Genomic DNA, 12,917 nt, shown 5'->3' on the forward strand with positions numbered 1-12,917 from the left:
ATCGCCCGTTCCTGCCATCACCTCCTGCTGGAGATCTCATGCGGCTGACCTTCAGAGGCTTTGAAGTGCTATTCATCGACGTCGAGGCATCGGGCCTGAGCTCCGCTTCCTTTCCAATCGAGATCGGGTGGGTGCTCGACGACGAGGTAGATTCCGAGAGTTTTCTCATTAGGCCGCCCAAAACATGGGATTTTGCCAGCGGCTGGTCAGCGCAATCAGCGGCCGTTCACGGCATCACGCCAGCCATGCTCGAGGCGGAGGGCATCTCGGTCGAGGAGGCCTGCACCCGGCTCAACGATCTAACAGGCGGGCGCCTCGTCGTGTCGGATGCGCCCCGGCATGACGATTGGTGGCTCGGCCGCCTGTATGCCGCGGCAGGTCGGTCGAAGACTTGGTCAGTGGGGGATGTCGAACGCCTTTATGGCGGGCTGGCTCAGGAGGCCGGGCTCGACCCGGCGGAGGCGGCATCCCTGCTCACCCGGATCGAGCAGATCTATCCCCATCCACATCGCGCGGGTCCTGACGCCTTGCGGCTAGCCAAAGCTGCCCGCATTCTCAGCGACCCAGAGTTTCGGGTGCAGTTCCACAACCTGTGAGATGGCGCCCGAGTATATGGTCTGGCACAACCGCACGTCGGACAGACGCTCCTGGCAGGGTCGGACGCCGATTAGAGTTGAGTATGCCTGCATCGATGGTGAGAGCTGACTTCCACAGGCTCTCACGACCAGGGCCATGACCTTCGAACTGATATGAAGCCACTTCCACCACGGCGACTTCCGTGATTTACCCACTTCCACCATCAGGACGATGACCAGGAGAACCCTCGGCATGACCCGCAAGTCCTTCAGCGAGGATGACTTTACCAATAGCGTGACGCTGCAGAACGTCAGCGCCAATCTCGACCTGATCCGGCGTCTGGAGCGTCTCTCGTTGGCGGAACTCGGCAAGCGCACAGGCCTCAGCGACCGGCACCTGGACAGCCTGATCCGCATGACCTCGAACGTGACTGTACTGGTGCTGGAGCAGATTGCCGAGAGGTTGAACATCCCGTTCCTGACTTTCATTGGATCACGTCTGGATGCCACCCTTCCAGGTGGGTGGACCGGCTTTCTGGACAGGCTGAAGGAAGGCAAATCATCTGATGCTGTAGACGAGGATCAGCCGCCCTCCCCGACCCACTTCGATGCTGTCTCGCCGCAGCAACTCCCCTCAGGACTTACACCTGACCTTTCCAATCTCCTCCAGCATCTGATCACCATACAGGAGCGGCAAGCTCAAGATCAGGCAGCCCTCACCCGCCAAGTCGAGAACCTGACGCGCCTGATCGAGCGAGCGCCTGCTGATGCAGTTCCGTCTCCACGGGGAAATGTCCGCCCGTCACAAGTCAAAGCTGGCCCAGATGATCCTGTTATCCCTGCGAAGAGTCCCAAAACTAAGAGAACCATGACGTCAGGAAGGCAGAGCGACTCGGCTCAGCGCTCAGAACGGACGGTGCCGCAAGAGAGTACGGGTCGTAAGACTTCAGGAGTAACCAGATCCTCCCGAGGGTCTTGAAACATCATCATAGAAGCGGCCAAATCCCCTTCTTGGCCGCAGGCTACCTACCCCTCACGTTTTCTCTCAACATCCTCATCCTCATTATGTCCATGGCGGAAAGCTGACGATCTTTATCTACTGACGATGGCGCAGCCGGTTGTTCCTTATTGGCAGTCGCGGTCAGATCTTCCCTGTCTCGTTTCTTCCGCTCTCTTGCCTCTTCCTCATCGATCACGATAGGGGGCGCACCTCCGGGCGTCTGAGGAGGGGTGTGAGGCTTATCCTCTGCCTGTGACAGAACAGGCACCTTTGGTTTGTTCCGCTGTTTCACCTCCTCCAAGGGAGACCGTTCCAATCCGCTCCGGTTCGGCTTACTGCCAACTGCTTCGCTCACCGGCCTCGTCAGTTGCTGCGACTTCTTGGGGAGATCGTGAGATCTCTCGTTACCCGTCGACGGCTTGAGGACGGAGGAAGGCTGGGCAGACGTGGTCCTGGTTGGATCAGACGCCTTTTCCGTAGAAGCAAGCTTCGATCGATCTGCCGCAGGCGGAGGTGAACTCTGCGGAGGTGAACTCCTCGGCTCCCGCGGACTAGGAGGTTCCCTCCTGGCTGGCTCGGATCCGAAGATGGCCCTCAAGGAAGGGCGTTCAGCATCGAGCGAAGTCATGGGCTTAGGAGTTCCGATTGCTTGTGGCTCCGGTGACGGACCAGACAGAGGCGTGTATTTCGGGAGCCACTTGGCCTCCAGAGCTTCCATCTCAGCCATCAACTCAGCTCGCTCCAAGTCCCACGTCTTGACAGGCTTGGGCTGATGACGCTGCATTGGTACGGGTGAGGCGACCCGGCTCACCATTTCTCTGAACATGTTCCTCTGAAATGTCCTGACGTACTCATTGCAGATCCGAGCAATCTTCGAAACTGTTTCATCGCACTCAGCCCAGACCTTTTCAGCCAGAGCTCGGAACCGTTTCACCTCTGTTGCCCGGATTTCGGATGCGACCTCGATCAGGAGCTTGTCGACCCTCGTACGGTCAGAGGGCGCCTTCAGCCGTGCTCGGGAGACCATCTTGCCAGCCACAAAGTTGGCAGCAATCTCGGCGAGCGCGGCTGACAAGAGGAGGCTGTGGAGATCCGTCGTCCTGCGTACCAGGCTCTGAATTACGCCTGTGTCCGGATGACCTGTGGAATAGAGGAGGTTGAGAAAACTCCGGTTTTTCTTGCTGGTTTGATCGACGTGATTAGAAGCTTTGATGCTCTGCTCATGAAGTTCGTCTATTGCGGCGGACCATTGCTGACGGGCAGTTGCGAGCCCCTGCTCGGTCCGTTGTCCTTTACGCTCTTTGGCATAGATCTTAGGGTCAATGCGCTTCCTGGCCTTCTGAGGAACACCCATGTCCTTGTAGGAACGGGAGTCATACCGCTTTGAGCGGCCGGCCTCCTCAAGTGCACTGTTGAGAATGGTGCAGTATCGCTGTCTTTCCGACTTGACCCATTCTCTACTGTTCATTGCCCGAATGCGCGGTTGCATGAACCGCCGGCGAGTCCGCTTATGGCGGCAGTCCGAGAGATACTCTTCGACAATGTCGAAATCCCAATCAGACGTTATCGTGTCGGGATTGAAGATCCGCTTAGCCGGCCGTTCGCTCAGAACTACATGGAGGTGGAAATTTCTGCGGTCATTGTGTTTGTCGGGAGCGTGGATCACCGCCCAATAGCGTAATCTCTGCTCCTCGAAGGCTTCACAATATTTCCTTGCCAGCGTCAGACGCTGGGCTGCTGTAATCTCGTGAGGAAGCTCCGCAATAATGCGGGTTTGGACCCGTCCACCCCGTCCGGGCGAGACCTTGATCGCACCGGTGGCCTGGAAGTCTCCCATCGTATGAGCAAACTTGAGAAGGGCGATGGCCTCAGAGTCTGCTAGCCGGACCTTGTACGGATCCATGCGATTGCGGCAATCGTCCATCGCCTTGCCAAGATGCTCAGGTATGCTGTGTCCGGCGTTAGCATACCGTTCGACCGCATCCCAGAAGTCGGCACCTCGGAAGGGATTGATGATGAAGCTATGGTTTCCGGGGCTACGCTCGGCGCTTTCGAGCTTGCGCCAGAACTCAAGGCGCTCCTCCCGTGTGTCGCCGAGATTCCCGAACGATGCCACAACAACTGCGCCCTCCTCCTCGTATCCGCCTGGAGCCGTGCCGCTTTCCTCGCGGAGTCGAAAACCTCCGTCGCTCAAGTCCTTATGGCCCACAGCAAATGAAGGAGGCTCCGGATCGATGAAGGTCTCGGCAGCTCCTTCTCGCTCGATATAGCTCCCATAATGGGCCGCATTCCCAGACGGTGAGCGGCGAGCATAAGCAGCGACCGTGTGATTTGTTTTTGAGACGTGTGTTACCGAAAAGTGAAATGTAACCGCCCCTGAATCAGGTGCTTTTGGCCTTGGTGCTGTCTTGAACGGGGCCGACAGTTGGAAATCCCGGGCTGACCGAAGGCCTGGGGTGTTGAGGGCTTCAATCAGGGCAGCGAGTTCCCGAGACGAGGAGCTTCGACGCTTGAGGCGATCACGAGCCCGCCGTTCCGCCTCGGCGATCCGTCCTGATATTGCCAATGCTTGTGCGAGTTCCCGACAGGCAATCTCAAGCGCGTGTTCTTCAGTCATGATGTGATTTGCGTAATCTCGTGGAATGACAAACTATACGCGAAATGCGAATTAAAATGAACATGTCAGAATTTTAAACTTGGTGCGTCGGGAGCGTGTGACTTCTCCTTCGCCCAGATATGCGGTTCACCTGTCACTTAAAGACTGGGGTAAATCTTACGTTCGATGGATTGATTCCGGCAGCCCTCGCGACTGACCTGCGCACACTTCGGAGGGTAGAGCGCACGGGATATGCATGAACTCCACCATGCGTGATCGGCACGAATTGCGGATCATAGACGTAAGACCCTTCAGGAGCAGAGGCACGCACGTCGTCCACACGCACTCGGAGCATTTCCGACGACCGGCATTCCTATAATGGTCATGATGGACGCGTTCCGCGTCCGGGTTACGAGGCATGGCTGCTTCCAGCACCCTTGAGCCTCGCTCGTACCCGGCCACGACCCGCTTGGATCGTATGGTTTGGCGCGAGGCCAAAGCGCGCCGGACCAGCCTCGCAGAGCTCAATGTGGAACGAACCAAACGTGCTGCATCCGAAGGTGCGGCACGTTTGAGGTATTAGGCCCCTCCTATAACCTATCCTGCCCCTAAACCTCCTCTGGACCCCCCTGTATGGAGTCTATGGGCCTCAGAGGTATCCGACCGCCGCAGGCTCTGACCGTCGGCGACGTAGGGTCATACAAGTTATCGAGCGGGGCCTATGGCCCCTACCGGGCTGGTGAAGAGTCGTGTTGGCCTAATTCTGGCTCCACCGGCTTGCAGGCCATTCCTCTCGGCTTTGGGAACGCGCGCACAGGGAGAGGGCCTCCTTGTCTGTCGTGGAAACATATTCCGGCAGCACAAACTGACATTGATACGCTCAGGCAAGATCGCGGCCGCAAGCCCGCGGGTATGAGATGCGCTGAGCGTCAGCAACAGGATGTGTACTCAGGCCAATGAGAGGACCCACGGCGCTTTCAGAACGCTCAACAGACGGGTTTTACCTGGCACGCACGGAGTCCGACCCGCGCTGACGCGAACCGGGGCTTTCGACGATGAGAGCCACCAGTGACACTGGGAATATCGGAAAGATTGCTCCACCTGCCATTCTTCCCATCTGACCTGCTATGCTGCCATCCCTTCAGTTTCTGCGAACCTGCCGTCGCTGCCCATGTGGACAGTTTCGGGACAAGCCGGTCGGTTGGATTACCGAATTGGGAAGGTTCAAGGTGAGCCCACTGATGTTATTGGAGCCGGGCTATTGTTTGCAGCTGTTGATGCCAACCGGCCAGATTGTTCTTACGAATAACTTACGGCCTGACGAGGCGAGTTGAACAATCACCGGCGGGACAGCTGACATCATGGCGGGCCATCAGGTGGGACCATAGAGTTGGAACAAGTCAGCGTAGTCTGCATTGACAGAGCTTTTTGGACTAAAGGAGTGTTTCGGTGCAGTTTCATTCTGCCCGGTTGTTATTCCCCACCACCCGAGCTTGGGCAAACTCATCAACCGTCCTGACGGCCAATCTACCCTGTATGGCTCACCAGACTCTTACCCATGCGGATCGGATCGCCTTGCTGATTGGCAGTGTCAAGCGATGGGAGCACCTCGCCTACAGACCACGCAGGGTGGATCGTGGCGGAGCGGCAACTGTGCTCAAGGCTTGCCGAGACGTGCTAGATGGAAGCATCAGGACACCAAAAGGCGATTGGACTGCCGGTGGGATGCCTTCGCGTCTGATCGGCAGTGAGTTTGATCACAATCGGATTTCCTTCATGCTGACGGGAAATGCAAGATTCAGCACAACCTTAAAGTTGCGACGCTGAAAGCTATGCTACGGAGATTGCTGCACAAACAATCTCGCGCAAAGCGCATTTCCATTTCCAACTTGATGCTGGCAGCTCGCCATCAGCATTACCCGCTCGGGCCCGAATAGGTCTCGTGGAAAATCTCTTTCCTGCAATCTATTTCTGTTTTCATACTTTCCGTTCGCCTGTATAGCAGATGGAGAGGGACACCGCGAGCTCTCTCACTACCGGCGATTCGTGTCTTTGTGCTGTGGCTCGCTCCGGGTGAAATGAGGCATCGGAATATGAGCAGGAAACGCGAATTCGGTAAAAAATACTCCTGGGGCAGTGAACGTCCAGCCCTGGCGATGGCGAATGCGCTGAAGCGTAAGGAGAAGCTGCTCCAAAAAATCGAGGAGATCCGCGTAAGGAAGCGGCAGGAAGAAGAACAAGAAATCGCAGAGACGATGGTGAAGATCGAGGAGAGCGACTTGGTAATGGCGCTGGTCACCGAGTATCAAACCAAGCGCTCGCGAAAACATAGGAAACTTGGGTCCCACAATCATTCAGAAGCTCAGATGAATGACATCAAATCGCAGCATCCAGGTATCCCCAATTCACCTGACCTGAGGATTAGGTCAGTCCACCAAAGCGAAGCGCTGGTTAAGGAAACGACGCTATCTTCGTCGGACACCAGAGTTAAGCTACCGCATCAGAGCGCCTGCACTTTTGACGAAGTTGCAAGCGGCGCCGACCGTGTCTGGATTCCGTCGGATCCATCACTTAATCAGTCTATCAAGATCAAAGCAGCCGCTTCTGACCCACTTCTTAATAAGGCATTCGGGAAGTCCGCATCGGAATCTGACAGTCGCCAGTACGTGACCGTTGCCGAACAGAAGTTGGCCCAGTTCGAGTTGACGAATCCGGCTGAGGGAGGCAATTGCTTGCTTGGTCAGGATGAACGGCAGCATCAGAACCACAAGGGCTCTATAGACAAGCAGCGCAATGAAACCGAGGCTGTTGACTGTAACCCTACTCTAGAGTCTCAGAAACTAATGAAACAAAAGCGCGACCTAGAAGGCGCATTTGATGATTTCTGCCACCGCTTTGGCGAGGATCAATCCGAATGGCCAGCGGAGGAAAAGGCCGAAGCCGACCGTTTGGATCAAGAGCTGACTGCGATCTCCATTCTGTTGGATAGTGCACTTGCTTCTCGCACGTCGGTCTCATAGGCCAAAGTTCGTGACGAGACTGGCTAGACGCTTGTCTTGCAGTATATTCGACTTGGCGATCCGGCGTCGCGCAGCCAACCTGCAGCAGACCCCTGCAGAAGCTCTAGTACAAGAACTTGGATCACTTCCGATCCGAACCTGTTCGTCTCCGGACCATAAAGGCTGATCGCTTCTTGATGGAACATAACTCTGCCTTCTGTCATCCCGCCACAACGGAAAGGATGATGGTCCTAGAGCGAGCAGATGTTGTTGACGACAGATCGACTGCAGAGGCTGCATCTCGCTAGTGGCGATTAGCGAATTGGAAGATGGTTGCTGTCGAGGCGCTTGAGACAGAGCTTATGCTCGTTTGCGCTACTTTTTGCACTGTGTCGAGAAAATAAAAACGATCTCGCTCGCTCAACTGAAGCACGCATTGTACCGCATTCCTGTTAACGTACTGCGAAGGGGCGCGACCACAGACGTGAGGTCATTAACTGAGACGCTGGTAGCTTGACGCAGTCCCCAGGCGACGGCCTGCTCCCTGCTGAAACTCCGATCTTGATCCCAACAAAGGACGATAGTGGCGCAAATTCAGAGAGGCATGGACTGAAGATATCACCCATCCTCCCGTGAGGTGCTGGGCGCTTCAACTCACTGAAGGCCCAGCACACTCTTCAACCGGTCTGCAGAGGCTCAATAATCCGTATCATTGAAGGTCACAGAACTTGAGTTTGGATAAGAACGGGATTGATATGGCGCCATAGACGTCATGCAGAAACTGTTTGGTTTCATCGCTCCACCGATCTTGCGGAAGGTGGAAGCTAGCCCGAAGGTTTTGTATTTGCTTGCGCCAGCGCTCCACCGGGACCTTGCACAGGGTCCATCCGATCTTCTCAATCCGGGCAAGATCTGCTGCTTCCTGCAAAGGGTGCCGAAGGCCAGTAAAGTAAAAGCACACATCATAGTGCTTCACACCGCTTTGCTTCAGATCGCTTCTTCGAAATCCAGCGATGAACTGAGGAAATTTGTGCACAGAAACCGACTCTCCCCTCAGCCACCTCTGCATTGCTCGAAAAGCAATATCATGCTCATCCGCTGGGTCTACATCGGGATTGGGCTCCGTCACTGGCGGGATAACAGACGTGCGGCGCACATACCTCCAGTAATCTCTAAAGGCTTGAGCTCCATCGCTGTCGCTATCTGCCAGCAAGTCAAGGTCGAAAGAATGGTAGACGAACGTCTTCGACCTAGCACGGGTTGCGAGCACATTCACCCGCTTTGCAGCGCCGGGTTGAGAGAGTGGGCCTAAATTAGCGATAAACCGTCCTTTGTTGTCACGACCATAAGTGGCCGAGACAAGAATGACGTCGCGCTCATCTCCCTGCACATTCTCAAGAGTCTTGACGAACAACATCTCAGACTCAGTACTCGCTGCACAGTCAATCTCTGAGAGCCCCTCGCTTGCAAGTGCATCCGGCAGGAGTGTCAGTATGAGGTTTCGCTGGCTCTGGTTCATCGTAATGATGCCGACAGAGCGCGGCGGCGGCGAAAGATCAGGATTGTTTCGTCGTGAACGATTGTCCTTCGCGAGAGCTATTACCTCCGAAATCAGGTGCTTGGCTTCAACAAGGTTATCCGTATTGCCGGCACGATCATAGACAGCATCAGGCACGAACCGGAAAAAAGCGCCAAGAGATCCATCGCGTACAGGTGATGGAATGATGTCGAGTTCACTATTATAGAAGCGCTTATTTGAGAACAGGATGAGGCTTTCATGCTGTGATCGATAATGTTGTTTCAGCATGACTGAAGGCAGACCAAGATGGATGACGTGGTCCAGCAGGCTTCGCACCATCCCTGCGTTTTGCTGGGATTGGCCCCCGCGATCAAAGAGGTTGTTAGGTGCCATCTGCTGGGAGTCGCCAATAACAATGACTTGCGTTGCCAGAGCAGCAACAATGGCGGCATGAGAGAGCCTGATCTGAGAAGCCTCATCAATGATGACAGTATCAAAAACGAATCCATTTGGGATCTTGAGCGCTGCCACAGCCGGGGTTGCAATCGCGAACACGGCGTCAACCGCTAAGGCAGGTCCGCTTTCTCTCAGAAGAACAGGGGCTAGAAGTTCCCTGGTCCTCTCTGGCCATCGAGTAGCGATAACCTCGAGAGCCGCGGCTTTCTCAGCCGAGACAAGCACACGCTTTCCATCATTGAGGAGGTTGGCAACAATATTGACGATGGTTTGCGACTTGCCTGTTCCAGGTGGTCCCTGCAGGACAAACGACTGTCCTGCCCTTGCAGCCGAAATCGCCTCATCCTGGCTAAGATCCGCACTGACGATGTGCAGGTTTGGTGTTTCGGGATGTCTAGTAGCCCTTCTCGAACTCTCGCCTGCGAGGAGCCGGAGTGCCCCAACCTCCGACAGGTGAGGCCGAAGCGAGAGGTCCAGCGCGCGGTGCATGGCCGCGCTCTTGCCTGCATACAAATTGAGATTGACGCGAGGATTGTACCCAAGAACCGCAATCTTACTGGCTTTGACCCGCTCAGTTTGACGCACGGTTACCGCTAAAGCTTTAGATGGCGGGCTCGTCGGATCAATTGCAACTTCAATCCCAAATGACGCTGCCAAGAGCGGAAAGATTTCGTTTGGTTCGATTGACCCTGCCGCTGCGATCATACAATCCTTCGTGATAGTAACCGGTATCGTGAACAAGGGCGCGTTTCGGATCGATCCATCGACATCGCTCCAAGCAATGGTGCCAATTGCCAAACGTTTTGTTTCGATGCCCTGCTCGCTTGCAATCGCTTCGGCGTCCGCACGATGCGAGGTAACGGCCCGTCTCAAATCCAATTCGGTCCTCTGCGACTCTGGAGCAAGCAACAGGGGAGCACTGCCGATTTGCAGGTTGGAGTCCGGACAAAGGAGCAGGTCATACAGGGTGTCGGGATCGATTTCGAAGTCAATCGAACGCCCGCGTGTGCCCTGCGGGAGCGCTATCATCTTGTTGCGCAGACCGAGATCCGTCAGAGCTTTGTAGGCCTCGTTCACGAATTCCGCAGCGGCATTCAATTTGGAAGATCCTTGCATTTTAATTCTCTAATCATGCGTTAGAGATTGTGCACGAGAATTAAATACAGGATATGGCAGCGCTTTGCACTTCTGAATGAACAGCTGTTGAGCGGGTTTGTCGAAGCCCCTCCCTGAGGTCTCGGCTTCGGAACGGTGCTTTGCTCAAGCGAAATATCTAGCCAGAGGTAGCTATGGCGATGAACTGCTTAATGCGGTCTCGGAATGAGGAAGATTCGCGAAACCTGTTCGCCTGAGATTTTGCTCCAATCTCAGGCCGCTGTTCACTAGGTGTGACTCTGACAAGAGAACGGCTAATTCCGAGCATACGCCTCTGAGAACGGCCACATCACGGGGCACAGTAAGCATGCCTATTGGTCGCCGTTTTCCCCGGAGATCCACTACCCCGAGACGATTTAGATGATGTGTACTTTCGATGATCCTACAGCTATTGCTAACGTCGCCTGCAAAGAGAGAAAGCACCGCCGAGAGTTCTAGCTCATGCGATGCCTTCGCTATCTGCCTAACCTCTCCTCACCTCAGATGACACGGATCGAGCCTTGTCGAAAGCTCGAGAAAGAAGTTCCCAGTCTGCTGATGATTGAGGGCCTACTACTTGGCTTCAGGGCCGAAGTCGGCCTTTGCTTTTGCAAAAACGTCATATGGATGGTTATGTTCTGCCGCGATTTTCGCGAATATGCCACGACATATCTCTTCATTCGTGACGACCGCAAAGATCGTAGCAGCATCCTCGACCGCTCGAATTTTACTTTCATAATTATCTTCATTCGGCCGGGAGTTGTAGATCTGTACGGCCGCGCCGAATACTGATGTCTGAGCCTCTTTTGGTGTAAAGCCACCGTGAAGATCAGCATCTTTAACACCTACACTGTTTACCAATGACAGCGGGCTATCATCAGGATCCGATACTGGAACGGCATCCTGGGAATTCGATCGATCTGACATTGAATCTGTCCTCCTTTTATGTCCGCGCTTCATTTCGTGATCGCACTGCTCGGGTAGAGCGAGGCCGCTCTGAAAGCCTGCACCGTCGAGAACATCCAATCGACGAAGTCCTTCTCCGCGGCAGATCCCATGAAGGAGCTGAGGCCAAAGCGACTTGAATAATCGCGGTATGTCAGGTTGCGCATCGCCTTGAGCGAAATCCAGTCGACTTGCATTGTCTGCCAAACTGAAGTTTTGCAGCGCTCCAATCTCACGGTGCTGGCTTTTACGTCCGAGATAAGCTTCATCAGGTTTTGATATTCGGCAGTGTCGCTAACTCTGTCGAATTTTCCTTCGTGCTCATTGAAGACGACGATGTACCTGGCAACCGGCAAGTACTTCTGTTTGGCTTCTGCGAGCCGGATCAGGTCGCAGGCATCTGAAAGGCTCTGTGCTTGTGCTGTAACCGGGATCACCAGCCAGATCGGAGGCGCCTCCCGAAGCACACGTCCCGCGTCAATCTCGATTGCCCAATCCCAGATTGCCGGCAGGACGTTTGCTCCCACGTCCACAAGGACATTGCCCTCGGCAAGACCTTGGCCCAAGGGCTCCCAATATTTCAACATTTCGTCAGTGTTGGAGCGGATGGAGTGGATCGTTGCTCCGATACCGAGTTCTTCTACCACATCTTCCGCTTCAAGGAAGCGAGCCAGCTTTGACTTTGTGGCACTTCCGTCGTCACCGGCTGTATCCGCAGCCATGACCTTAAGTGGTTCACCACACTCTTTAAAGATGAGATGGACAACTTGTGACACCAAGGTTTTTCCCTGACCACCGGTACGGGTAGCAACTATGATCGAACGCTTGCAGGTACTTGTGTGAGGAAGGTTATCCATATCGAGTCTCTGATGCTTAATCGGGCTTACCGGCAACAAGAGTGTGGCTTTGGAGGCGATTGCATCCTGTGTTGAAGCCTGCATTGGTCGTTGCATCATCCGCGTCCAACCCGTTAAAAGCCAAAACGCGAATCGTGAAGCACCGTGCATCATAATTCGTTTTAGCGACTTATATGTACCAGACTCGCATTAAGGGTCGCAAGGCCTCAATGTGCCAGCTCTCCACATGTCATAATGTTATGTTGATATGAGTGGGCCGTAGGCCGTGCGTTTCACGGCAACTGCTTTATTTGTGCCGTGCGCACGCTTCAGCGGGCACATTGAGGGTTAGGAGCGCGGGATCTCAGGGCGTTGCCACTCCGGGGGAGTCCACCACCTGCCACCGGAAGGGGTGCCTGGAGGTTATGGACAGACGCGATACCGGGATTGCGTCGGCCGTGCTCCATTTCGCGTCTCCGCCAGAGGACCTTAGGTTGGGATTAGCTGCGGTTGATCTGGGCGTTCAACTCAGCCTGTACGGCATGAAGCCGGTCCGGGCAGATCTCGTACGACTCCATAGCCCTGCGGGTGTCCTCCAGCAGCAGGTCGACATCGGCGGATCCGCCGCTCCGCAGACGCTCGGCGATCGCTTGAAGAATGCCATAGTGCTTAGCGTAGAGACCCGTGGACTTGGCCTGGCTGTTCTCAGAATTGTTCATCATCTTCATTCCTTCGTTACTTGGTAAGGGTGGTCGGATCAGCGCGGCGGACCTGCACGGCTCCGTCTGCGAGACTTAAGGTAAGAGGCGCTCCGCCGATCTGAGCAACATGGCGAACCGGGTGGCGGTTGTGGTCGA

The 12,917-nt window shown here is 55.1% G+C and carries 8 protein-coding genes; 3 read left to right on the forward strand and 5 right to left on the reverse strand.

The window, feature by feature from the left end; translation table 11 throughout:
- Together JQC81_RS30440 and JQC81_RS30445 are read left to right on the forward strand one after the other, a co-directional pair.
- On the forward strand, positions 1-596 hold a 596-nt coding region (locus JQC81_RS30440; RefSeq protein WP_210347324.1), incomplete at its 5' end, for a 3'-5' exonuclease.
- 232 nt (positions 597-828) lie between these two features.
- On the forward strand, positions 829-1,554 hold the full coding sequence (locus JQC81_RS30445; RefSeq protein WP_203275521.1) for a helix-turn-helix domain-containing protein: 726 nt from the start codon (positions 829-831) through the stop codon (positions 1,552-1,554).
- A gap of 43 nt (positions 1,555-1,597) precedes the next feature.
- On the opposite strand, the gene JQC81_RS30450 is transcribed toward JQC81_RS30445, so the two are convergent.
- Complete coding sequence (locus JQC81_RS30450; protein WP_203275522.1) at positions 1,598-4,192, reverse strand: MobA/MobL family protein; 2,595 nt, start codon at positions 4,190-4,192, stop codon at positions 1,598-1,600.
- A 2,072-nt stretch (positions 4,193-6,264) separates the two neighbouring features.
- Here JQC81_RS30450 and JQC81_RS30455 point away from each other — a divergent pair.
- Positions 6,265-7,191 (forward strand): hypothetical protein, encoded by a 927-nt coding sequence (locus tag JQC81_RS30455; RefSeq protein WP_203275523.1) that lies wholly within the window; start codon positions 6,265-6,267, stop codon positions 7,189-7,191.
- Positions 7,192-7,879: 688 nt separating this feature from the next.
- On the opposite strand, the gene JQC81_RS30460 is transcribed toward JQC81_RS30455, so the two are convergent.
- The 4 genes from JQC81_RS30460 to xseB all read right to left on the reverse strand — a co-directional run bounded on the left by JQC81_RS30460 (position 7,880) and on the right by xseB (position 12,782).
- Positions 7,880-10,261 (reverse strand): DEAD/DEAH box helicase, encoded by a 2,382-nt coding sequence (locus JQC81_RS30460; RefSeq protein ID WP_203275524.1) that lies wholly within the window; start codon positions 10,259-10,261, stop codon positions 7,880-7,882.
- Between the two features lie 591 nt (positions 10,262-10,852).
- Positions 10,853-11,206 carry a hypothetical protein gene (locus tag JQC81_RS30465; protein WP_203275525.1) on the reverse strand — a complete coding sequence of 118 codons (354 nt, stop codon included), beginning with the start codon at positions 11,204-11,206 and terminating at the stop codon, positions 10,853-10,855.
- Positions 11,207-11,235: 29 nt separating this feature from the next.
- Entirely contained in the window at positions 11,236-12,165 is a 930-nt protein-coding gene (locus JQC81_RS30470; protein WP_210347325.1) for a hypothetical protein, read from the reverse strand.
- Between the two features lie 395 nt (positions 12,166-12,560).
- On the reverse strand, positions 12,561-12,782 hold the full coding sequence (gene xseB / locus JQC81_RS30475) for an exodeoxyribonuclease VII small subunit (RefSeq protein ID WP_203275527.1): 222 nt from the start codon (positions 12,780-12,782) through the stop codon (positions 12,561-12,563).
- Between the last annotated feature and the right edge of the window lie 135 nt (positions 12,783-12,917).

The sequence above is a fragment of the Microvirga arabica genome, assembly GCF_016811235.1.
In the GTDB taxonomy this organism is placed as follows: domain Bacteria; phylum Pseudomonadota; class Alphaproteobacteria; order Rhizobiales; family Beijerinckiaceae; genus Microvirga; species Microvirga arabica.

Excerpts from the sequence above, each read along its gene's own strand:
- JQC81_RS30455 (WP_203275523.1), top strand. The coding sequence starts at position 6,265 with ATGAGCAGGAAACGCGAATTCGGTAAAAAATACTCCTGGGGCAGTGAA.
- JQC81_RS30465 (WP_203275525.1), bottom strand. The coding sequence starts at position 11,206 with ATGTCAGATCGATCGAATTCCCAGGATGCCGTTCCAGTATCGGATCCT.
- JQC81_RS30470 (WP_210347325.1), bottom strand. The coding sequence starts at position 12,165 with ATGCAGGCTTCAACACAGGATGCAATCGCCTCCAAAGCCACACTCTTG.
- JQC81_RS30450 (WP_203275522.1), bottom strand. The coding sequence starts at position 4,192 with ATGACTGAAGAACACGCGCTTGAGATTGCCTGTCGGGAACTCGCACAA.
- JQC81_RS30445 (WP_203275521.1), top strand. The coding sequence starts at position 829 with ATGACCCGCAAGTCCTTCAGCGAGGATGACTTTACCAATAGCGTGACG.
- JQC81_RS30460 (WP_203275524.1), bottom strand. The coding sequence starts at position 10,261 with ATGCAAGGATCTTCCAAATTGAATGCCGCTGCGGAATTCGTGAACGAG.
- xseB (WP_203275527.1), bottom strand. The coding sequence starts at position 12,782 with ATGATGAACAATTCTGAGAACAGCCAGGCCAAGTCCACGGGTCTCTAC.